General features: G+C 66.0%; 14 protein-coding genes. 7 read left to right on the forward strand and 7 right to left on the reverse strand.

Features of this window, described 5'->3' with window-relative positions; translation table 11 throughout:
* Positions 1-4: 4 nt before the first annotated feature.
* From B4I46_RS08440 to B4I46_RS08450, 3 genes are all read right to left on the reverse strand, one after another.
* Positions 5-1,585 (reverse strand): hypothetical protein, encoded by a 1,581-nt coding sequence (locus tag B4I46_RS08440; protein ID WP_100632663.1) that lies wholly within the window; start codon positions 1,583-1,585, stop codon positions 5-7.
* 17 nt (positions 1,586-1,602) lie between these two features.
* Complete coding sequence (locus B4I46_RS08445; RefSeq protein WP_043863996.1) at positions 1,603-2,475, reverse strand: helix-turn-helix transcriptional regulator; 873 nt, start codon at positions 2,473-2,475, stop codon at positions 1,603-1,605.
* Positions 2,476-2,642: 167 nt separating this feature from the next.
* Positions 2,643-3,557 (reverse strand): LysR family transcriptional regulator, encoded by a 915-nt coding sequence (locus B4I46_RS08450; protein ID WP_286899613.1) that lies wholly within the window; start codon positions 3,555-3,557, stop codon positions 2,643-2,645.
* 198 nt (positions 3,558-3,755) lie between these two features.
* Between B4I46_RS08450 and B4I46_RS08455 the strand changes: the two genes are divergently transcribed.
* The 5 genes from B4I46_RS08455 (at position 3,756) to pgm (ending at position 12,453) form a co-directional block, all read left to right on the forward strand.
* Positions 3,756-4,778, forward strand: a complete 1,023-nt coding sequence (locus B4I46_RS08455; protein WP_043863985.1) for a zinc-dependent alcohol dehydrogenase family protein — start codon at positions 3,756-3,758, stop codon at positions 4,776-4,778.
* A 547-nt stretch (positions 4,779-5,325) separates the two neighbouring features.
* The gene (locus B4I46_RS08460) at positions 5,326-6,735 is read left to right on the forward strand and encodes a hypothetical protein (RefSeq protein ID WP_143516651.1); all 1,410 of its coding nucleotides are present in this window, start codon (positions 5,326-5,328) and stop codon (positions 6,733-6,735) included.
* A 71-nt stretch (positions 6,736-6,806) separates the two neighbouring features.
* Complete coding sequence (locus B4I46_RS08465) at positions 6,807-8,459, forward strand: VRR-NUC domain-containing protein (RefSeq protein ID WP_058540292.1); 1,653 nt, start codon at positions 6,807-6,809, stop codon at positions 8,457-8,459.
* Positions 8,456-10,717 (forward strand): ATP-dependent DNA helicase, encoded by a 2,262-nt coding sequence (locus B4I46_RS08470; protein ID WP_253086942.1) that lies wholly within the window; start codon positions 8,456-8,458, stop codon positions 10,715-10,717. Before B4I46_RS08465 ends, B4I46_RS08470 begins: the two co-directional genes overlap by 4 nt.
* Positions 10,718-10,812: 95 nt before the next feature.
* Positions 10,813-12,453, forward strand: a complete 1,641-nt coding sequence (gene pgm / locus B4I46_RS08475) for a phosphoglucomutase (alpha-D-glucose-1,6-bisphosphate-dependent) (protein ID WP_286899621.1) — start codon at positions 10,813-10,815, stop codon at positions 12,451-12,453.
* Positions 12,454-12,542: 89 nt separating this feature from the next.
* Here pgm and B4I46_RS08480 read toward each other — a convergent pair whose 3' ends face one another.
* Positions 12,543-13,241, reverse strand: a complete 699-nt coding sequence (locus tag B4I46_RS08480; protein WP_043864092.1) for a pirin family protein — start codon at positions 13,239-13,241, stop codon at positions 12,543-12,545.
* Positions 13,242-13,463: 222 nt separating this feature from the next.
* On the opposite strand from B4I46_RS08480, the gene B4I46_RS08485 reads away from it, so the two are divergent.
* Complete coding sequence (locus B4I46_RS08485) at positions 13,464-15,953, forward strand: UvrD-helicase domain-containing protein (protein WP_286899625.1); 2,490 nt, start codon at positions 13,464-13,466, stop codon at positions 15,951-15,953.
* On the opposite strand, the gene preA is transcribed toward B4I46_RS08485, so the two are convergent.
* The 3 genes from preA to hydA all read right to left on the reverse strand — a co-directional run bounded on the left by preA (position 15,935) and on the right by hydA (position 20,143).
* On the reverse strand, positions 15,935-17,209 hold the full coding sequence (preA, locus tag B4I46_RS08490) for an NAD-dependent dihydropyrimidine dehydrogenase subunit PreA (RefSeq protein ID WP_043863980.1): 1,275 nt from the start codon (positions 17,207-17,209) through the stop codon (positions 15,935-15,937). The two genes, B4I46_RS08485 and preA, sit on opposite strands and share 19 nt — an antisense overlap.
* Complete coding sequence (locus B4I46_RS08495; protein ID WP_286899628.1) at positions 17,210-18,577, reverse strand: NAD(P)-dependent oxidoreductase; 1,368 nt, start codon at positions 18,575-18,577, stop codon at positions 17,210-17,212.
* A 126-nt stretch (positions 18,578-18,703) separates the two neighbouring features.
* Positions 18,704-20,143, reverse strand: coding sequence for a dihydropyrimidinase (gene hydA / locus B4I46_RS08500; protein ID WP_054914390.1), 1,440 nt, complete (start codon positions 20,141-20,143; stop codon positions 18,704-18,706).
* A 347-nt stretch (positions 20,144-20,490) separates the two neighbouring features.
* Here hydA and B4I46_RS08505 point away from each other — a divergent pair, with 347 nt between their 5' ends.
* Positions 20,491-21,978, forward strand: a complete 1,488-nt coding sequence (locus B4I46_RS08505) for an NCS1 family nucleobase:cation symporter-1 (protein WP_043863977.1) — start codon at positions 20,491-20,493, stop codon at positions 21,976-21,978.
* Positions 21,979-21,996 lie beyond the last annotated feature (18 nt).

The following is a 21,996-nucleotide window of genomic DNA, read 5'->3' on the forward strand; positions in this document are numbered from 1 at the left end:
GCAGTCACCACAGGGACAAGAGGCTGGAGGCGAGGTTACGCAGACCGCTGCCCACCGATTCGAGTGCACGGCCTGTGCCTTCGAGCACCACGGCCGCGACCCGGGTAGCCGTCCTGGCGACCGACTTGCCGGCTTCGTACACCACTTCGCCGATCTGCCCGCCGGCGATACCACCGGCCACGCCACCGACAAAACCCCCAATGGCCGTACCTGCCGGGCCGAACACCGTACCCAGCGCTGCACCCAGCGCTGCGCCCTTGGTTGCACCAGCGATGGCCATGGTGGTGGTTACCGTGGTGTTGCCGATGGCGTCGATGGCCTCTTCGCCGGTCAGCTCGCCCTTGCCGAACTTGTAGAGGACCTTGGCATTCTGCAGACCGACGCACGCGATGTTGGTGATCAGCCCGGCCGGGGTGTTGCGCAGCGCCGCGCCGAGCCAGCCGTTTTTCACTGCCACCACCACGGCACCGGAAACCGCCACTTGCGCAGCGGTGTTGGTGCCGGCGCGCAGCGAGCTCTCGAAGAATTCCTTGAGGTCGTCCTGGCTGCTGGGGTTTTCCCGGCCGTTCAACCGGTTCCAGAAGCGCCGCGCCAGAATCCGCGTGCCCTGCATGCCCACTGCGATGCATGCGCCCATGACCGCCTGCTTGCCGATCTGGCGGGCGATGGTGGCGCGGTTGGTGTCGTTCCAGTCGTACTGGCGCGACTCGGCTTCCTGCTGGGCCTTTTCCTGCAGCTTGCGGGCTTCTTCCTTTGACAGCGGGCGGGATTTCACGCCATCGGCTTCGATCACCTCCGCGCTGTCGGGCACGTCCGCACCTTGGCCTTCGGGTACCAGCGGTTTCTGCCCTTCGTAGTCGCCGCGGTTGAGCAGCTCTTTGGTGGCGTCGGCATCGGCGCCGTACTTGGCCTGGTACTTGCCGACCACATTGCCGTTGCCGTCGACGATCTCGATGTCCACCGAGTTCGCTTCCTGGGAGCCCACCACGCGGGCGCGGTAAGGGCTGCCCTTGCTGACGGCGTCGATGTTGAACGTGTCGACGTGGTGCTGCTCGGCAATCAGACCGTTGAGGTGCGGGCTGCGGTTGATGTCACCCTTGAGCGTGGTGACCATGTCCCGTGCGTTGGTCGTGGCATCGGCCAGCGCCTTGTCGATGTGTCCGGCGTACTGACCCACGTGTACCGAGCCGGAGAGGCCCGCGTTCTTCTCGATTTCGCCGGCCAGCCACGAGGCCTTGCTGCGGCCCTTGTCCATGTGCGCGTGCAGCGATTCGCGGGACTGGTTGAAGGCCACGGTGGAGGCGATCACCTGCTGGCTGGTGCTCAGCAGTTCCTCTTCGTTGCTCCACAGATGCGGGTACTTGCGAAACTCGTCGCTCAGCCATTGGTCCAGCGGCTTTTCACCCCGCGCGTTGCACGAGTCGACGAAGGAGGCGACCACCGCCGTGGTCTTCTCGCCGTTGCTGCTGTCGCCGTCGAACAGCTCGGCCTCGAGGTAGCGGGCCTGATCCTGATTGACCTGCTCGAAGTCGATGCTGTCGTCCCGGTTGTAGTCGTCGCCCAGGGGCTTTTCCATTTCGGTCATGTCAGTCGTCCTGCTGTTCAGTGCAAGTAGTCGGTGAGCTCGTCGCGCAGTTGCTGCTGCAACCAGGCGGGCTCGAGAATGCGTACATGGGGGATCCAGTAGCGGATGATCGGCAGCAGCTGGTTCGGGTGATTGACCCGGCAGCGCAGCAGCAGGCGACCGTCGGCCTGCTGCTCGATCAGTTGCTGGTGCGGCAGCACGTTGCGCCGAAGAAAGTAGTAGGCGTTGCTGGCGGCGACCTGGACGGTGACCTCGAGGCGGTCTTCGCCGAACCAGATGTCATCGTCGCTCTCGATCTGCGCCTGGGTGGCCGGGTCGGCAACGAAGGATTCGTCCAGCACCTGCAAGGCATCGATACGGGCGAAGGCGAAGCTCTTGAGGCGACCGTCTTCGGTGGCGGCCAGGTACCAGATGCCCTTGTTGTGGATCAGCCTGTAGGGCTCGATTCGGCGTTGCTTGCCGGTGTAGTTCAGCTGGCAGCGGCGCTGTTGCTCGATCGCCCGTCCCAGCTCGCGGAAGTCGCAGCTGTCCGGGCGTTGGGCGGCGAAATGCCCGTCGCGTACCAGGAAGCTGGTGGGGCCTGGTTTTAGCAGGTCCAGCCAGGAGCGTCGGTCGTTGGCCGGGAACAGCTGCTCGACACCGCTGATGCGGGCGAAGGTCTGCAGGTCGGCGGGGGACAGGCTGCTGCGGTGATGGCGGGCCAGTTGGTAGACCCCGTTGGCGCCGGGCTCGATCACATCGCCCAGACGGTTGAGGTCACGGTAGATGGTGCGCTCGCTGACCCCGAAGCGCTCGGCCAGTTGCAGGCGGGTAGGGCGCTCGCCGCTTTGCAGCAACCGCAGGGTATCGGCCAGGCGCAGGGCCAGGGTGTCGTGATCGGTGGCCGCCATGGCGGGTCCTTGTCGATGGGCTTGGCGGCGACTCTAGCGAGGACGACTGACAGGCTGTGTCAGTGGCACTGACACGATTAGAGCGCCTCTGCCGGGAAAAATGTCGACAATAACCTGAATGGTGGCTTGGGGCCATGTTTTGCGGGGTGGGCTGGGAGGCTGGTCTGTCAGAGGCTGTCAGGGTCGCCAAAAAACATCTGAATCCGCGACCGCAACCACCGCTCCCCCGGATCATTGTCCTGCGACCCGCGCCACGCCATATGCAGCTCGAAGCTCTGCACCTCCAGCGGCGGGTCTTCGGCGCGCAGGCCGCCGGCGGCGGTCAGCTGCTCGGCGGTGTAGTCCGGCACCGTGGCGAGGATGTCGGTGCCGGTCAGCAGGCTGCCCAGGCCGTTGAACTGCGGCACGGCCAGCACCACATGGCGCTTGCGCCCCAGCTTCTCGAGGATCTCATCTATGAACCCGCTCAGGTCGCCGGCAAACGACACCAGGGCATGCGGGCGTGCGCAGAATTCATCCAGGCTGAGGCTGCCCGGCTTGCTGTCGGCACGCAGCACCTTGGGCCTGCTGCGACGCAGCACCTTGCGCTTGGCGTTGGCCGGCAGGTCGCTGGTCCAGCTCACGCCCACCGAGATTTCACCCGACGCCAGCAGCGAGGGCATCAGCAGGTAGTTGACCCGGCGCACCACCAGCACGATGCCCGGCGCCTCGGCGCGCACACGTTTGAGCAGTTGCGGCAGCAAGGCGAACTCGGCGTCGTCGGAGAGGCCGATGCGAAACACCGCCGTGCTGGTGGCCGGGTCGAAGTCGGCAGCGCGGCTTACCGCCGTGGAGATGGAGTCCAGCGCGGGGGAGAGCAGGGCGAAGATCTCCACCGCCCGCGCCGAGGGCTCCATGCTGCGCCCGGTACGCACGAACAGCGGGTCGTCGAACAGGCTGCGCAGGCGCGACAGCGCCGCACTGATGGCCGGCTGGCCGAGGAACAGTTTTTCCGCGGCGCGGGTGACGCTGCGCTCGTGCATCAAGGTCTCGAACACGATCAGCAGGTTCAGGTCGACGCGACGCAAGTCGTTACGGTTCATCGGCTTCGCTTCATAGGTCTGGTCGGGGCAGGGGTGAATCTTAAGGGCAAAGACGGTACCCTGCACCGCATAAATTGCGCAGCAGGCGCTATCACCAATCAATGACAGGCATGTTGACTATTAATGGCCACTGATGGTCTAACCGCTATAGCCCCGATAGAGTTGCGGGTATTAGAGGTTCACTAGGCGAGGTTTGCGATGTCCCGCATGATCCGTTTTCACAAATTCGGCCAGGCCGAGGTGCTCAAGTGCGAGGACGTGGCCACGCCGCAACCGGCTGCCGGTGAAGTACAGGTGCGGGTGCAGGCTATCGGCATCAGCTGGTACGACGTGCTGTGGCGGCAGAACCTGGCGCCGTCCCATGCGCGCCTGCCGGCCGGCATCGGCCACGAAATGGCCGGTGTGGTGACCGCCCTCGGCGCCGGCGTCGACGACCTGGCCATCGGCGACAAGGTCGCCAGCTTTCCGGCCACCAGCCCCAACGAGCACCCGGTGTATGGCGAGGTCATCGTGCTGCCGCGTAATGCACTGACCCGCTACCCCGATATCCTCAGCCCGATCGAGGCCAGCGTGCACTACACGCCGCTGCTGATCGCCTATTTCGCCTATGTCGACCTGGCGCGGGCCAAGGCCGGGCAGACCGCCCTGGTCACCGACGCCAGCCACTGTGCCGGGCCGGCCTTCGTGCAGCTGGGCAAGGCCCTGGGCCTGAAGGTGATCGCCGCCACCAAGGACAGCGCCGAGCGCGACAACCTGCTCAAGCTGGGGGCAGAGAAGGTCATCGTGACCGAAGAGCAGGACCTGCTCATGCAGATCAACAAGTACACCGACAACCGTGGCGTGGACATGGTGCTCGATGGCCTGGGCGGCCCGCAGATGTCGTTGCTGGGCGATGTGCTGGCGCCACGCGGCAGCCTGGTGCTGTACGGCCTGCAGGGCGGCAACCAGACGCCGTTCCCGGCCTGTGCGGCGTTCCAGAAGAACATCCAGTTCTTCGTGCACTGCGTGAGCAACTTCACCGGCAAGCCGGAGCTGGGCATCACCCAGGACCAGGTGGCGCTGCAGCGCGCACTGCGCGATATCAACCAGTTCACCGCCGACCGCCAGGTATTGCCACACATCATCAAGGCCTACCCGTTCGACGAGGTCGTCGCCGCACACCGCCACATGGACGAGTGCCCGTGTGGAGGCCGCGTGGTACTGGTGCTGCCTGACGCCTGACAGGCTGCGCGACACGCCGAGCCCGAGCCGAGTCTCGGGCTTTTTTGTGGAAATTTCTTATTAAAGTTTCAGATGTTTCCTATTTAACTTGTGCGGACTAAGTACGGCGCTTGCGTTATGTTGTGGGCGTGGGAATAAAGACTTTCCGGTGTCCGTAAAATTACATCTTCGCGTGGAAGGGCTGCTGTTTCCTATGGGCGTCGGGCACTGTCGTGCCTAAGGCGGCGCTGTTCATCCAACCATCAATCATCTCAAGGAGCGAGATATGGTGTGCCAGCTGTACTGTTCATGGAGGTGGGGCCCTCGCACGCAACGCGCCGGGGGGGCGCTGTCCGGGGCAAGGGTGGTCATCGGGCGATGCTGTTTCGACCTGAGTCGGAATAATCGTAGGAAGTTGTAAGAAACATCCTAAGACCATCATTCTTTTTTTAATTCACTTTGCCGTTGTTACGCAACGATGTCCTGTTACCCGCATCGGGTAACTTCCGGCTGCCGGCAGTCGTTATCGAATCAGGTATACACCATGAGTACCCTCCACGATCAAGCCATGACTCACATTTACCAGCAGGTCCTGCAGCGACTGCTCGAGTGCCTTACCCAGGGCCAGCGCGCGTCGCTGCAATTGCTTATCCAGCGCATGCTGGTGGCCGCCGGCGGGATCGAGCGCATAGGCGACTTCAAGGTGATGCTGGCCCATGGCGGCGGCAAGGACAGCTCCTTCGCCCTGGCGTTTCTGCGCGCCGCGCAGTTGAGCATTGCGGCGCGTGCGCCGGCCACCTTCGAGCTGCGCGTGGTCACCGCCCGCCATGTGGGCATGTCGACGGCGGTGATCGAGAACATCGAGCGTGGCTATTCGGCGCTGGTGCTGCATGACGACCTGCGGGTCGAGCTGCTGGTGCTGGACGACGGCGGCCTCCAGCACTTCGATGCACTCAAGCCGCTGTCGCCGCGTCAGCAGCAGGTCGAGCGGTTCGACACCCTGGTTGCCGGGCACCTGACCGCCGGCCAGGTGCGGCCGATGTTCTGCAATCGCTTCTACCTGGCGCTGGCCGAACTCTACCGCCAGGGCATGGGCTGGGAGGGCGGGGTGGACGCATTGATCAACGCCGACCCGATGCCCGAGCGCAAACGCTACCTGGCGTGGGGCCGCCGCATGATGCGCGAGGCCGGGTTGAGCAGTGCAAGGCCGGCCCACTCACACCCTGGCGCCCTGTTGCAGGGCCTTGGCCAACTGCGCCGCATCTACCTCAACGAGGTGCTGGGGCTGCCAGCCGAGCCCCTTCGGCAGGTCCCGGGCCCCCGCCGTATCCCGCGCTTCATCGACATCGCCGACCTGCTGCAGGACAGCCAGCAGGGGCAGAGCGTGCTGCTGCTCGAATTTCTCAGGTTTCGCTATGACGAGCTGGCCCTGGGTTTCAGCCAGTCGGCCTGTGCCAACCCGTTGCTGATGGCACACCTTGCCGGGCTGCGCGCGCAGTGGGTGCAGGGGCAGGACTATGCGCTGGGCATTGCCGAGCACCTGCAGCAGGTCAAGGCCCAGCTGCGGCGCAAACCGGTGCCGGCGGCGCTGCAGGCACTGGCCATGGAAACCTGGCAAGACCGCGAGCGCCACGGCCAGCGCCGCCGCCTGGCGGACAACTTCGCCCTGCAGGGCTACAACCTCAACGAAGAACAGCTGGCCTGCCTGCTGTTCGCGCCCTTCGTCGACCGCGGGCGCAACCTGGAGCGCTTCGTACAGGCACGGCACCCCGGCATGCAGGCGGCGCTGCCCTACCTGCACAAGGCACTTAAGGGCGTACCCTCGCCACAGCCCATGGTGCAATGGCTGGAGGAGATCAGCGGCTTGTCCCTGAGCACGCTGCAGATGCTCTACCAGCGCGAAAGTGAAGCGGCCGCCGGTGGACGTTCGCTGCTGGCGCGGGCCCGCGACAGCGATCCGGGCCGGTTGCGCCATTGATCCGCTGAGGTTGCCAAGCCCGCCTATCTGTATGTATAACCAGTGGATTCCTTCTGCTGGTTACCCGCTCCGTGATCGCCCATTCCGTCGCCGACCCGTTCTATTACCTGTGCAACTTTCAGCAGGTACTGGCCTGGGTGCAACTGCGCTACGCCGACCTGCTCGATGAACACGAACACGCCTTCATTCAACAGTTCGCGACGCTGGGCCAGGCCTCCCAGGCCCTGCTGGTACGCATGGTGATGCGCAAGGGTGTGATGTTTCGCGCCAGCAAGCTGACCTACCTGGAAATCGGCGCAATCGAGCCTGCCGCCGCGCCGCTGGTGGCGCTGGGCTGGCTCGACGACCAGCCGAGCCTGGGCCTGGACCACCTGTTCCAGTTGCTGCGCAAGGACGAAATCGCCCGCTGTTTCGCCGACGTGCTGGAGCGCCCGCGGGCTGCCAAGGGCGAACTGCTCGAACAGTTGTCGGCGCTGTATGCCGAGGCCAGGCCCCTGCGTCAGTGGTGGCCCGAATTCGACGAACCGGTGTACGTGCTGCACCTGCAGGCGCTGTGCGATCGTCTGCGTCTGCTGTTTTTCGGCAACCTGCACCAGGACTGGTCGGAGTTCGTGCTCGCCGACCTTGGCCTGCTGCGCTACGAGCAGGTCGCGTTCGGCGAGGATTCCCGGGCGCTGCGCGAGCGCGCCGATATCGACCTGTGCCTGGCCCTGCACACCTGTGCCGAGCAGCTCGAGGCCGGGCAGCCGGTCGAGCAGGTGCTGGCACTGCTGGACGGCCTGCAGCCGAGCAACCCGTGGCTGGAACGGCGCCGCGCCAGGTTGCTGTTCCAGCTTGGCCAGCATTGCGAGCGCAGCGGCGACTGGGCCCAGGCCCTGAACATCTACCCCCGCAGCAACCACCCCCAGGCACGCATCCGGCATATCCGCGTGCTGGAGCGCAGCGCCGATCATGCCGCCGCCCTGGAGCTTGCCAGCGTAGTGGGCGCCAAACCGGCCAACGCGCTGGAGGTCCAGGCGCTGGCGCGCATCGTGCCCCGCCTGCAGCGCAAGCTGGGCGGCCCGCCACAGCGTCGGCGCGCCCCGGCAGCGATCAGCCGGCTTGACCTGTGCCTGCCTGTCGATCTGTCGACGCTTGGCGTGGAGCAGGCGGTGCAGGTGCACCTGGCGGCCGATGACGGGCCGGTGCACTACGTCGAGAACACCCTGTTCAACAGCCTGTTCGGGCTGCTGTGCTGGGAAGCCATCTTCGCGCCCGTGCCCGGCGCGTTCTTCCACCCGTTCCAGAGCGGCCCGCTGGACCTGCACGATGCCGGCTTCCAGGCGCGCCGCGCCGAGCATTTTGCCGCCTGCCTGGGGCAGCTGGACGATGAGCGCTACCGCCACACCATCCTGGCCAACTACCAGGCCAAGCACGGCCTGCAATCACCCTTCGTGTACTGGGAACTGCTGGATGCCACGCTGTTGCAGCAGGCCCTGGACTGCCTGCCGGCGGCGCACCTCAAGCGCTGCTTCGAGCGCCTGCTGGAGGATATCCAGGCCAACCGCGCCGGCATGCCCGACCTGATCCAGTTCTGGCCCGGGCAACGGCGCTACCGCATGATCGAAGTGAAGGGCCCGGGCGATCGCCTGCAGGACAACCAGCTGCGCTGGATCGCCTTCTGCACCGAGCACGGCCTGCCCGTCGAGGTGTGCCACGTGCAGTGGGCACAGCCGGCAGCATGAGCTACAAGGTAGCGGTGCGTGCGCTGTGCGAGTTCACCGCCAAGGTCGGTGACCTGGACCTGCGCTTCACCCCGTCGCCCTCGGCCCAGGAGGGCATCACCGGCCACCGCACGGTGGTCACGCGCCGGGGCCGGGGCTATGAGTCGGAGGTGGCGCTGGAGGGGCAGTTCGAGCAGTTGCAGGTACGCGGGCGCGCCGACGGCTACAACCCGGCGCTCAACCGCCTGGAAGAGATCAAGACCTACCGCGGCGACCTGGCCAGCCAGCCCGACAACCACCGCCAACTGCACTGGGCACAGGCCAGGGTGTATGGCTGGCTGCTGTGCCAGCAGCGAGAACTGGCCGAGGTGAACCTGGCGCTGGTGTACCTGGACGTGGACAGCGACCGCGAAACCCTGGTGGAGGCCCGCCATACCGCCGCCGAACTCGAGCAGTTCTTCATCGCCCAGTGCACGCTGTTCCTGCGCTGGGCCCAGCAGCAGATGCAACGCCAGGCCTTGCGCAACAGCGGCCTGCAGGCGCTCGCGTTCCCCCACGCCAGCTTTCGTACCGGGCAGCGCGAGCTGGCCGAGACCGTGTACAAGGCGGTAAGCACCGGCCGCTGCCTGATGGCCCAGGCCACCACCGGCATCGGCAAGACGCTGGGCACGCTGTTCCCGTTGCTCAAGGCGATGGTGCCGCAGCAACTGGACAAGGTGCTGTTCCTGACCGCCAAGACGCCGGGGCGGGCGCTGGCGCTGGAGGCCGTGCAGCGGGTCATGCACGCCAGCCCCGAGCTGGCCCTGCGTAGCCTGGAACTGGTGGCACGGGAAAAGGCCTGCGAGTTTCCCGGCACCGCCTGCCACGGCGAAGCCTGCCCGTTGGCCAAGGGCTTCTACGACCGCTTGCCCGCCGCCCGCCAGGCCGCCGCGCAGCAGCCGGTGCTGGACCAGGCCCGCCTGCGCGAGGTAGCCCTGGCGCACCAGGTGTGCCCCTACTACCTGGGGCAGGAGATGGCGCGCTGGGTGGATGTGCTGGTGGGCGACTACAACTACTACTTCGACCAGAGCGCCTTGCTGTTCGGCCTGGCCCAGCTCGACCAGTGGCGGGTGGCGGTGCTGGTGGACGAGGCGCACAACCTGGTGGAGCGTGCACGCCAGATGTACAGCGTGAGCCTCGATCAATGGCAATTGAAGGCCCTGCGGCGTGATCCCCCGGCAGGCATGGCCAACGCCTTGCAGCGCCTTGACCGGGCCTGGAACGCCGTGCACAAGGACCAGGACGTTCCCTACCGCGCCACCGGCCAGTTGCCCGAGGCCTTTCTCAAGGCGTTGCAGCGTTTTGTCAGCCATGTGCAGGACAGCATGAACCAGCAGCCTGCCGGCGTCGAAGGGCCGCTGTTGCAGCTCTTCTTTCAGGCTTCGCAGTTCCTGCGCCTGTGCGAGGTGTTCGACGAGCATTTCGTGTTCGATATCAGCAAGCGCGACGGCCCGGGCCGGCGCAGCCTGTCCACCCTGTGCCTGCGCAACGTGGTGCCGGCGCCGCTGATCGGCCCGCGCATGGCCGCTGCGCGCAGCGTCACGCTGTTTTCCGCCACCCTCAGCCCACGCCATTACTACGCCGACCTGCTCGGTCTGCCGGCCGACACCGCGTGGCTGGATGTGGCCTCGCCGTTTGCCGCCGAGCAGTTGCAGGTGCGCGTGATCAGCAGCGTGTCGACGCGTTTCCAGCACCGGCAGGCGTCACTGGCGCCGATCGTGGAACTGATCGCCGAGCAGTACCGCCTCCAGCCGGGCAACTACCTGGCGTTCTTCAGCAGCTTCGACTACCAGCAGCAGGTGGCGCGGCTGCTGGCCGAGCGCTACCCGCACATCGTGCAATGGTCGCAGTCGCCCGGCATGGACGAGGCGCAGCGCAAGGGCTTTCTCGAACGCTTTGTCGAAGACGGGCAGGGCGTGGGCTTCGCCGTGCTGGGCGGGGCGTTCGGCGAAGGGGTCGACCTGCCGGGCACCCGGCTGATCGGCGCCTTCGTTGCCACCCTGGGGCTGCCCCAGGTCAACCCGGTGAACGAACAGCTCAAGCTGCGCATGGGCGCTCTGTTCGACGCGGGCTTCGACTACACCTACCTGTACCCCGGCGTGCAGAAGGTGATCCAGGCGGCCGGGCGAGTGATACGTGGCACTGAAGATCGCGGTGTGGTCATGCTGATCGACGACCGTTTTGCCGAGCCCCGGGTGCAGCGGATGTTTCCCGGCTGGTGGGCACCGCAGTACAAATAGTCGCGGCGGGCGGGATCGCCGCCGTCGCGTTGTGGTCGAAGTGCCAGTAAACTGCGTATTTTCATCACCCTGTACATCTTTACTTGAGGTTTTGCATGAAGCTCAGTCCCTTGGCGGGTAAACCGGCGCCAGCCTCCGTGCTGGTCGATATCCCCCAGCTGCTGACCGCGTACTACACCGGCCAGCCCGATGCAGGCGTCGCCACACAGCGCGTTGCCTTTGGCACGTCGGGGCACCGCGGCAGCTCCGTGGACCTGGGCTTCAACGAAGCGCATGTGCTTGCCATCAGCCAGGCCATCTGCCTGTACCGCAAGGCGCAGGGCATCGACGGGCCGCTGTTCATCGGCATCGACACCCATGCGCTGTCGACCCCGGCGGCGGCTACCGCACTGGAGGTGCTGGCAGCCAACGGCGTCGAGGTGATGCTGGCCAAGGATGACGAGTACACCCCGACCCCGGCCATCTCCCACGCCATCATCTGCTACAACCGTGGCCGCAGCCGTGGCCTGGCCGACGGCATCGTGATCACCCCGTCGCACAACCCGCCGCAAAGTGGCGGCTTCAAGTACAACCCGCCCAATGGCGGCCCGGCCGACAGCGACGTGACCAAGTGGATCGAGGCCAAGGCCAACGAGCTGCTGGCCGATGGCCTCAAAGGCGTGCAGCGCATGGGCCATGCACAGGCCCTCAAGGCCAGCACCACGCACCGTCACGACTACCTGGGCAGTTACGTCAGCGACCTGGTCAATGTGATTGATTTCGATGTGATTCGTGGTGCGGGCCTGCGCCTGGGTGTCGACCCGCTGGGCGGTGCCGGGGTGCGTTACTGGTCGGCGATTGCCGAGCACTACAAGCTCGACCTGGACGTGGTCAACACCGAGGTCGACCCCACGTTCCGCTTCATGTGCGTGGACTGGGACGGCCAGATCCGCATGGACCCGTCCTCGCCTTACGCCATGCAGGGCCTGATCGGCCTGCGCGATCGGTTCGACGTGGCGTTCGGCTGCGACCCCGACCATGACCGTCACGGCATCGTCACCCCGTCAGGCGGCCTGCTGGCGCCGAACAACTACCTGGCGGTGTCCATCGACTACCTGTTCCAGAACCGCCCGCAATGGCGCGCCGATGCGGCCGTGGGCAAGACCGTGGTCAGCAGCGGCATGATCGACCGCGTGGCGGCACGCCTGGGGCGTCGCCTGTACGAAGTGCCGGTGGGCTTCAAGTATTTCGCCGATGGCCTGTTCGACGGTTCGCTGGGCTTTGGTGGGGAGGAGAGCGCCGGCGCCTCGTTCCTGCGCAAGGACGGCACGGTGTGGAGCACCGACAAGGACGGCCTGATCCCGTCGCTGCTGGCGGCAGAGATGACCGCCCGTACCGGGCGCGACCCAAGCCAGGCATACGAGGCGCTGGCCGAGGCGCTGGGCAGGCCGTTCTCCACCCGGGTGGATGCCAAGGCCACGCCGCAGCAGAAGGCCCAGTTGGGCAAGCTGTCGCCGCAGCAGGTCAAGTCGACCACGCTGGCAGGCGAGCCGATCGAGCAGATCCTCAGCCATGCGCCGGGCAACGACCAGGCGATTGGCGGGTTGAAGGTGATGACGGCCAACGGCTGGTTCGCGGCGCGGCCGTCGGGCACCGAAGACATCTACAAGATCTATGCGGAGAGCTTCGTCGACGACGCGCACCTGCAGCGCCTGGTGGGTGAGGCGCAGGAGCTGGTGGACGCTGCCATCGCCTAAAAGCTTCGCGGGTCAAGCCCGCTCCCACAAGGTTTTGCGGCGTTCGCAAACCCTGTGGGAGCGGGCTTGACCCGCGATGACGTCGGTACCTACGCCACATCCACCAGCACAATCTCGCTGTCTTGCAGCGCCACCACCCTGAGCACCTGCTCATCCTCCACCGCCACCCCGTCGCGGGCCTCGGCGCGCAGGCCGTTGACCTCGATCACGCCCTTGGCCGGCACCAGGTAGGCCCGGCGACCCGCATCGATGCGGTACTCGGCGCTTTCCCCGGCCTTCAGCGTCGCCGCCACCAGCCGCGCATCGGCGCGGATCCCCAGGCTGCCTTCATCCCCCTCGCGCCCGCTGGCCAGGGTCACGAACCCTTCGCCGCGCTCGCCCTTGGGAAACGGCCGCACGCCCCACGACGGTGCCTGGCCCACACGCTGGGGCACAATCCAGATCTGGAAGATCCGCGTGTCCACGGCCTCCACGTTGTACTCGCTGTGAGTGATGCCAGTACCGGCGCTCATCACCTGCACGTCACCGGCTTCGGTACGGCCCTTGTTGCCCAGGCTGTCCTGGTGGGTGATCGCGCCTTCACGCACATAGGTGATGATCTCCATGTCGCGGTGCGGGTGCGGCGGGAATCCGCTGCCGGCGGCGATCAGGTCGTCGTTCCATACCCGCAGCGTGCCCCAGTTCATGCGGCGCGGATCGTGGTATTCGGCAAAGGAGAAGTGATGGTGGGCATCCAGCCAGCCATGGTTGGCGTGGCCAAGGGTGTCGAAGGGGCGCAGTTGCAGCATGCTCGTGTCCTCGGTAATCAGGTGGATGGCGCTGATGATCCTCTCGATAAACATCGAAAAAAAGCGTAAATATCGGCTAAATATGATCGTTATATTCGATATATAACCTGCGGTAGTTTCGCCGCTTCGTCGCCTAATCCACTGATCTGAAAGCATTCGGCTGGTGATTTGGTCGTGATAAGGCGAACATGGCCGCTGATTGAATTGATTGCCGGAGTCGGTGTGTCACACGAGCGTCCCAAGCTACCCACGGATCTAACCCCACCCGCGCAACTGCCCTGGGTCAGACGTCTGGCCGCACGCCTGCTGGGCCGTGGCCTGAGCCGGTTGCAGGCACAGCACCGCGATTCGTGGTTCCAGGGCCATGCCAACGGCCAGCGCACCGGGCATGCCGACGGGCTGCGTGAAGGCTATGAAGAAGGGCGAGTGGACGGCTTCGAGGCCGGGCGCCAGGTGCTGGTGATCCGCGATACGCGCCCGGATGCCCACGGCGTGCCGGGGCTGGACGATGCCCTGTTCGACGACTGGCGCCTGCCGCTGACCCCCGAGCTGAAGAAGCGCTTCAAGGCCGATGTCGCTGCGCGCCTGCCGGCCCACGCCCAACCCAGCGCAGCGCAGTGGAAGATGATCTTCAGCGACACGCCGTCCACCTGCGTGATCGCCGGCGCCGGCGCTGGCAAGTCCACCTCGCTGGTGCTGCGTATCCTGTTGCTGCGCCATTACCTAGGCTTCGAGCTGGAGGCCATGACCGTGGTCACCTTCACCCGCGAGTCGCGCAAGGACTTCATTGCCCGCCTGGTGCAGGTGTTCGGCCTGTGGCAACTGGCCCTGAGCCCGGTGCAGGCGCGTGAGCTGGTGCGCACCTTCCATTCGCGCATCCTGCCGCTGGTGCGCAGCCTGCCGGGCTTCAGCCAGGTGCGGGCGTTCGAGACCCTGGGCAGCGAGCAGCCCGGGGGCAGCGAGGCGGGCGTGGACAGCAACCCGTTCGACCTGCGCATCAACGATGCCCAGCGCCAGCAACTCAACCTGTGCTACCGCGACCTGCTGCACACCAGCCCGCGGTTCGCCGAGCTGATTGCCGGGCTGCGCCGCGAAGCGTTGCAGCTCAAGGCCCTGGACCGCGACCACCCCGACGTGCAGAAGCGCGTGGCGGTGACCCAGCTGTCGTCCGGGCGCGACGAAGAGCTGTGCGACGTGATCGAAGACCTGTGGTTCCAGGCAGGTGCCTGGCCGATCAAGGGCATCGAGCCCAGCCGCGAAACCGTCGAAATCAACGGCAGCCGCTTTCATTTCCACGGCCATATCGCCGAGCTTGACGCCTGGGTGGTGCTGGGTTTCGACCCCAGGGAGAATCAGCAGTACAAGCGCCCCGGCGCCAAGCTGCCGGTGTGGGCCGAATGGGTGATCAAGCGCACGCTGTTCCAGGCGTTCTGCGACAAGCCGGTGATCTGGCTGGAAAACTACGCGGCGGCCAAACGCCTCACCGCCTCGCTGGCCGGCGATGCGGTGGCCGGGCCGGGCTTTGACTACAAGGTAAAAGGCGAGCTGGGCGCGGCGCCCTTGCTGGATGCCTTCGTCGGCGCTGCCGGGTTCATCGAGAACCTGGGGTTGGATGTGAGCGTGGCGGTGGGCGGCATGAGCTTCCCGCAGGGCGACACCGACGCGCTGTTCTTCGAGGCCCTGAGCCTGTACTGGAAGGCGCTGGAGGCGCACCTGCTGGCACAGTCGCCGCCGATCATGAGCTACAACCGCATGTTCGCCCTGTTCGGCGAGAACAACCCGGAAAACCTGCGCCTGCTGCCCGACCCGATGCTGCGCCCGTTGTCGCACCTGATGATCGACGAGTTCCAGGACGTGTCGCCGCAGATCGTCTCGTGGCTGCGCGCCTGCCTGCGCGAGATCCGCCGGCGCGGCCCGGCCATGCACGTGGGGCAGGTGGCGCAGCATTCCTCGCTGCTGTGCGTGGGGGACGACTGGCAGTCGATCTATGGCTGGCGCGGCAGCTCGCCCAAGTACTTCATGGAGTTCGCCAAGCAGTTCGTCGCCCCCAGCACCACCCGCGTGATGCTGGCCGACAACTACCGCAGCCACCAGCACATCATCGATGCAGCCGAGCATATCGTTAAGTCGGCCCCGGCAATTGCCGGCAAGAAGGCCCGTGCCTGCGGCCCGGCGGCCGAGCAGCCGGTGCCGGTGATGGTGATGGAGCGCGACGAAGCCACACTGGCCCGGCAGTTGATGGACCACTACCGCGATGGCGAGTCGGTGATGCTGCTGTACCGCAAGAGCGTCGACAAGTCGGTGATTGCCGAGCACCTGCAGCCCTTGCTCAACCACGAGGCCAGCCTGCCGGCGGCGCAGCGGCGGTTCCGCCAGCTCACCTACCACAGCGCCAAGGGCCTGCAGGCCGATGCGGTGTTCATGCTCGGTGACTGCCAGCACCTGACGCGCTCGCCGTACAAGAACCAGGTGTACCGCCAGGCCGGGCTGGGCCGCGCGGGCGACCCCGAAGGCTACGACAACGCCCAGAAGGACGAGATCCTGCGCCTGGCCTACGTGGCCATCACCCGCGCGATCAAGCACTGCTACTGGCATGTGGAGACGCCGACCGGGGAGGCGGCGAACCTGCCCCGGGCGTCTGTTCAGGTGGACGGGAACAAGGCCTGCTTCGAAGACCTGCGCGGGGCGCAGCCTCAGGACGCCTCGCGGTAGGGGTTGCGTGGGTCGTGCAGCCAGTCCAGGAACGGCTTGCCGGTGTCCTGGGGCACCATCTCGATGCAGCCCTCCACCGGGCAGGTGATCTGGCACAGGTTGCACCCCACGCACTCGGCGTCGATCACCTCGTAGCGGTGCCCGCCCTCGGCCTTGACCAGGCTGGCGATGGCCTGGTGCGAGGTGTCTTCGCAGGCAATGTGGCAGCGCCCGCAGCCGATGCAGGCCTGCTGGTCGATCCTGGCGATCACCTGGTAGTTGATGTCCAGGTACTTCCAGTCGGTGGTGTGGCCCACCGCGCGCCCGCGAAAGTCCTGCAGGCTGTGGTAGCCCTGACTGTCCATCCAGCGCGAGAGGCCGTCCTTCATTTCATCGACGATGCGAAAGCCATGCAGCATCGCCGCGGTGCACACCTGCACCGAGCCGCAACCCAATGCGATGAACTCGGCGGCATCCCGCCAGCTGCCGATGCCGCCGATGCCACTGATGGGCAGCCCGTGGGTGGCCGGGTCGCGGGCAATCTCGGCCACCATGTTCAGCGCGATCGGCTTCACTGCCGAACCGCAGTAGCCACCGTGGGTACTGGCCTCGCCGACGATCGGCAGGGCGATCATGCGCTCAAGGTCGACGCTGGTGATCGAGTTGATGGTGTTGATCAGCGACACCGCGTCGGCGCCGCCCCGGTGCGCGGCGCGGGCCGACTGGCGGATGTCGGTGATGTTGGGGGTGAGCTTGACGATCACCGGCAGCGAGCAGTAGGTCTTGCACCAGCGTGTCACCTGCTCGACGTACTCCGGCACCTGGCCCACCGCCGCGCCCATGCCGCGCTCGGGCATGCCGTGGGGGCAGCCGAAGTTCAGCTCGATGCCGTCCGCCCCGGTGGCCTCCACCAGCGGCAGGATGGTTTTCCACGCGTCCTCCACGCACGGCACCATCAGCGACACGATCAGCGCGCGGTCGGGCCAGGCCTTTTTCACCTGGGTGATCTCGCGAAGGTTGATCTCCAGCGAGCGGTCGGTAATCAGCTCGATGTTGTTGATGCCCAGCACCTCGCGGTTGGGCCCGAAGTGCGCCGAGTAGCGTGACGACACGTTGACGGCGGCGGGGTCTTCGCCCAGGGTTTTCCAGACCACGCCACCCCAGCCGGCCTCGAACGCACGTATCACGTTGTAGGCCTTGTCGGTGGGCGGTGCGGAGGCCAGCCAGAACGGGTTGGGCGCCTTGATGCCAGCGAATTCGATCGACAGGTCTGCCATTTATGCGGCCTCCACGTTGAGGGTCAGTTGGGCATGGATGGCCTCGGCGGCCCGCTTGCCGTGCTGCACGGCCTGTACGGTGAGGTCCTGGCCCAGGTGCGTGCAGTCGCCGCCGGCGTACACGCCCGGCAGGCTGGTGCGCAGGTCGTCGTCCACGCGGATACGCTCGCCATCACGCTCCAGTTGCAGGGCCTGCGGGTCGCTCAGGGCCTGGCCGTCGAAGGCCTGGCCGATGGCCTTGAAGATCGCATCCGCCGCCAGTTCGAAGGTTTGCCCAGTGGTTTGCAGACGCCCGTCCACCAGGTGCGTGCGGGCAAAGCGCATGCCGCGCACCCGGCCCTGGTCGTCGAGCAGCACCTGCTCGGGCTGGGCCCAGGTCAGCAGCCGTACCTGGTTGGCCTTGGCGATGTCCTGTTCATGCTGGGTGGCGCCCATGTCCTGCAGGCCACGGCGGTACACCAGGTTGACGTCATGGGCGCCCAGGCGGGCCATCTGTACTGCCATGTCGATCGCGGTGTTGCCGGCGCCGAGCACGATGCAGCGTTCGGCCAGGGGCAGGGTGCTCAGGTCGTCGGCCTGGCGCAGTTCGCGGATGTACTCGGTGGCGCTGAGCAGGCCCGGGGCGCCTTCGTCGGGCAGGCCCAACTGGCGGCTGGCGGCCAGGCCCAGGCCGAGGAACACCGCGTCGAACTGCTGTTGCAGCTCGCCCAGGCTGAGGTTGTCGCCCAGCACCTGGCCGTGGCGGATCTCGATACCGCCCACCTGCAGCACGAAGTCCAGCTCGCGCTGGGCGAAGTCGTCCACCAGCTTGTACTTGGCGATGCCGTATTCGTTGAGGCCGCCGGCCTTTTCCCGTGCTTCGAAAATCACCACCTCATGCCCGTGCCAGGCCAGCCGGTGGGCGCAGGCCAGGCCTGCGGGGCCGGCGCCGACCACGGCGATGCGCTTGCCGGTGCTGGGCGCACGCTGGAACGGGTGCTCGGCGAACTCGGCATGATCGACCGCGTAGCGTTGCAGCAGGCCGATCAGCACCGGGGCGCATTCCTGGGCGTTGTTGCGCACGCAGGCCTGCTGGCAGAGGATCTCGGTGGGGCACACCCGGGCGCAGCTGCCACCGAGGATGTTGGCCGAGAGAATCTTGATGGCCGCGCCCTGCACGTTGTCCTGCTGGATGTTGCGGATGAAGGAGGGGATGTCGATGTCGCTGGGGCAGGCGTCGACGCAGGGGGCGTCGTAGCAGTACAGGCAGCGCGCGCTTTCCACGGCGGCCTGGCGCGGGGTGAGGGGCGGAGCCAGGTCGCTGAAATGCGTGGCGAGGGTGGCGTTGTCGTCTTGCGGGTGCGGGAGATGGTTCAAGGCGTTGATCACGGTAGTGGCCTCTTTGTTTTTTTATAGAAACCGGGGCGCTGGCGCGCCCATCGCGGATCAAGCCCGCTCCCACCGGGATCGCACGACACCTGTGGGAGCGGGCTTGACCCGCGATGCTTTAAAGGCTCAGCGCTTGACCGCGCCGGGCCTGCACTGCTGCGCACGCTTGCTCAGCAGGTCGAACACCGCCGGGTATGCCGGCCGTTCGACATAGCGCCCGGCGCCGCGCTCGGCGCGCAGGTCGCCGTCGGCCCACACCAGCTTGCCCTGGCTGATGGTATGGCTGGGCACCCCGCGCACCGTCTTGCCTTCGAAGATGTTGAAGTCGACATTCTGGTGGTGGGTCTTGGCCGAGATGGTGCGCGTGCCGTGCGGGTCCCACAGCACCAGGTCGGCATCGGCGCCGACCCGCAGCGCACCCTTGCGTGGGTACAGGTTGAAGATCTTGGCGGTGTTGGTGGAGGTGAGGGCGACGAAGTCCTGCATCGACAGCCGGCCGGTGTTCACGCCTTCGTCCCACAGCACCGCCATGCGATCCTCGATGCCCGCCGTGCCGTTGGGGATACGGCTGAAATCGTCACGCCCCGCGGCCTTCTGCTCGGCGCAGAAGCAGCAATGGTCGGTGGCGGTGGTATGCAGGTTGCCCGATTGCAGCCCGTGCCACAGGGCCTCCTGATGCCCGCGCGGGCGAAACGGCGGGCTCATCACATAGCCGGCCGCCGTCTGCCAGTCGGGGTGCTGGTACACGCTGTCGTCCAGCAACAGGTGCCCGGCCAGCACTTCGCCGTACACCGGCTGGCCCTTGGCGCGGGCATAGGTGATCTCGTCCAGCGCCTCGCGGGTGGACACGTGCACCAGGTACAGCGGGGTGCCGAGGGTTTCGGCAATGCGGATGGCACGGCTGGCCGCTTCGCCTTCCACCTGCGAAGGGCGCGACAGCGGGTGCGCTTCGGGGCCGGTGATGCCCTGGGCCAGCAGCTTGCGCTGCAGGTGGTACACCAGCTCGCCGTTCTCGGCATGCACCGTGGGCACCGCGCCCAGCTCCAGGCAGCGCTCGAAACTGCCGACCAGGGTGTCGTCGGCGGCCATGATCGCGTTCTTGTAGGCCATGAAGTGCTTGAAGCTGTTCACCCCGTGGTGGTTGACCAGCTCGGCCATTTCCTCGCGCACCTGCTCGCTCCACCAGGTGATGGCCACGTGAAAGCCGTAGTCGGCCGCCGATTTCTCGGCCCAGCCGCGCCACTGGTGAAAGGCTTCGAGCAGCGATTGCTGCGGGTTGGGGATCACGAAGTCGATGATCGAGGTGGTGCCGCCGGCCAGGCCGGCGGCGGTGCCGGTGTAGAAGTCCTCGCTGGCCACCGTGCCCATGAAGGGCAGCTGCATGTGGGTGTGGGGGTCGATGCCGCCGGGCATCAGGTACTGCCCGCTGCCATCGAGCACGGTACAGCCGGCGGGGACGTCGAGGTTGTGGCCGATGGCCTGGATCAGGCCGTCTGCGCAGTACACGTCGGCCGGGTAACTCTCGTCATGGGTAATCAGGGTGGCGCCACGAATCAAAAGCGTCATCACGAAGCTCCTCGCAGGCTTGACCGGTTGCTACCGGCTCTAGATTTTTGTCGTGATCGGCGCCGGAGTAATCCTGTCATCGCCGTCAAGAATTGAATCTAGTTGGCGATCCGGGATTGGGCAAGATTATTTTTTATATGCTTATTCTGTTTTCAACTTATTGAAAAATAAGAATAAAACTTCTTTTTACGGGTTAGGAAAGGTTTCTGGCGAGTCCTGTCTTGCTTGACAGGATGCGTAAATGGTCAAGATTTCTCAGATCACCTGACCGTGATTGCCTTACCTGCACGCGCAAGACTCCGGCGCCTCATCGCGAGGTGCACATAACCAGAAAAGTGGAGCGGCCAATGCACCAGACCCGATCGCAAGTGAGCGAGCGTGACGGCTTGTTCGAGCTCGACGCCGGCACCGACGTCCTCGACAGCCCTCGCTACAACCATGACATCGCCCCGACCAAGGTGGGGCAGCGCACCTGGAACAAATGGCACATCACCGCACTGTGGGTCGGCATGTCGATCTGCGTGCCCACCTACACCCTGGGCGGGGTGCTCACGGCGTATTTCGGCCTGACGGTGGGCGAGGCGCTGTTGGCGATCCTGCTGGCCAACACCATCGTGCTCATCCCGCTGACGCTCAATGCCTTCCCCGGCACCAAGTACGGCATCCCGTTCCCGGTGCTGCTGCGCTCCTCGTTCGGCATCATCGGCTCCAACGTGCCGTGCCTGATCCGCGCGCTGGTGGCGTGCGGCTGGTTCGGTATCCAGACGATGTTCGGCGGGCTGGCCATCCACCTCTTCCTGGGCTCGTTCTGGCCGGAATGGAAGGCGCTGGGCGGCACCGGCGAGGTCATCGGCTTCATGCTGTTCTGGTGCCTTAACCTGTGGGTGGTGCTGCGCGGCGCCGAGTCGATCAAGTGGCTCGAAACCCTGTCGGCACCGCTGCTGGTGCTGGTGGGTGCCGGGCTGCTGGTGTGGGCGCTGCCCAACGTGTCGTTCAGCGAACTGCTGGCGCAGCCGCCCAAACGCCCCGAAGGCGCCAGCGTGACCGGCTATTTCTTCGCCGGGCTGACCGCCATGGTGGGTTTCTGGGCCACGCTGTCGCTGAACATCCCGGACTTCAGCCGCTATGCCCGAAGCCAGAAGGACCAGATCCTGGGGCAGATCTTCGGCCTGCCGCTGACCATGTTCCTGTTTGCCGCGCTGGGGGTGGTGCTGACTGCTGCCTCGGCCTCGCTGGTGGGCGAGACGGTGTCCGACCCGGTGAGCCTGATCGGGCATATCCAGAGCCCGCTGTGGGTGGCGCTGGCCATGGCGCTGATCATCATCGCCACACTGTCGACCAACACCGCGGCCAACATCGTTTCGCCCACCAACGACTTCCAGAACCTGGCGCCCAAGTGGATCGGGCGTACCACCGCCGTGCTGCTGACCGGGCTGGTGGGCCTGCTGCTGATGGCCCATGAGCTGCTCAAGAAACTCGGCCTGATCGTCTCGGACGTGAGCCTGGAGTCGGTGTATTCCAACTGGCTGCTGGGCTATTCCAGCCTGCTGGGGCCGATTGCCGGGATCATGGTGGTGGACTACTTCCTGCTGCGCAAGCAGACCCTCGACCTTGCCGGGCTGTACCGCGACGACGTGTACCCGGCCTGGAACGCGACCGGCTTCATCGCCTTCGGCGTGCCGGTGGTGCTGACCCTGTTGTCGTTGCACAGCCCGGCGTTCAGCTGGTTCTACGACTTCGGCTGGTTCACCGGCTCGGCGCTGGGCGGGGTGATCTACTACGCCCTGGGCAGCCTGAAGGGCGCGCGTGCCACCAGCCTCAAACCCACCGTGTAACCCCACGGCCCGCAGAGG

This window comes from Pseudomonas sp. UBA7500 (assembly GCF_002478435.1).
In the GTDB taxonomy this organism is placed as follows: domain Bacteria; phylum Pseudomonadota; class Gammaproteobacteria; order Pseudomonadales; family Pseudomonadaceae; genus Aquipseudomonas; species Aquipseudomonas palmensis.

Excerpts from the sequence above, each read along its gene's own strand:
- B4I46_RS08440 (WP_100632663.1), bottom strand. The coding sequence starts at position 1,585 with ATGACCGAAATGGAAAAGCCCCTGGGCGACGACTACAACCGGGACGAC.
- B4I46_RS08445 (WP_043863996.1), bottom strand. The coding sequence starts at position 2,475 with ATGGCGGCCACCGATCACGACACCCTGGCCCTGCGCCTGGCCGATACC.
- B4I46_RS08450 (WP_286899613.1), bottom strand. The coding sequence starts at position 3,557 with ATGAACCGTAACGACTTGCGTCGCGTCGACCTGAACCTGCTGATCGTG.
- B4I46_RS08455 (WP_043863985.1), top strand. The coding sequence starts at position 3,756 with ATGTCCCGCATGATCCGTTTTCACAAATTCGGCCAGGCCGAGGTGCTC.
- B4I46_RS08460 (WP_143516651.1), top strand. The coding sequence starts at position 5,326 with ATGACTCACATTTACCAGCAGGTCCTGCAGCGACTGCTCGAGTGCCTT.
- B4I46_RS08470 (WP_253086942.1), top strand. The coding sequence starts at position 8,456 with ATGAGCTACAAGGTAGCGGTGCGTGCGCTGTGCGAGTTCACCGCCAAG.
- pgm (WP_286899621.1), top strand. The coding sequence starts at position 10,813 with ATGAAGCTCAGTCCCTTGGCGGGTAAACCGGCGCCAGCCTCCGTGCTG.
- B4I46_RS08480 (WP_043864092.1), bottom strand. The coding sequence starts at position 13,241 with ATGCTGCAACTGCGCCCCTTCGACACCCTTGGCCACGCCAACCATGGC.
- preA (WP_043863980.1), bottom strand. The coding sequence starts at position 17,209 with ATGGCAGACCTGTCGATCGAATTCGCTGGCATCAAGGCGCCCAACCCG.
- hydA (WP_054914390.1), bottom strand. The coding sequence starts at position 20,143 with ATGACGCTTTTGATTCGTGGCGCCACCCTGATTACCCATGACGAGAGT.
- B4I46_RS08505 (WP_043863977.1), top strand. The coding sequence starts at position 20,491 with ATGCACCAGACCCGATCGCAAGTGAGCGAGCGTGACGGCTTGTTCGAG.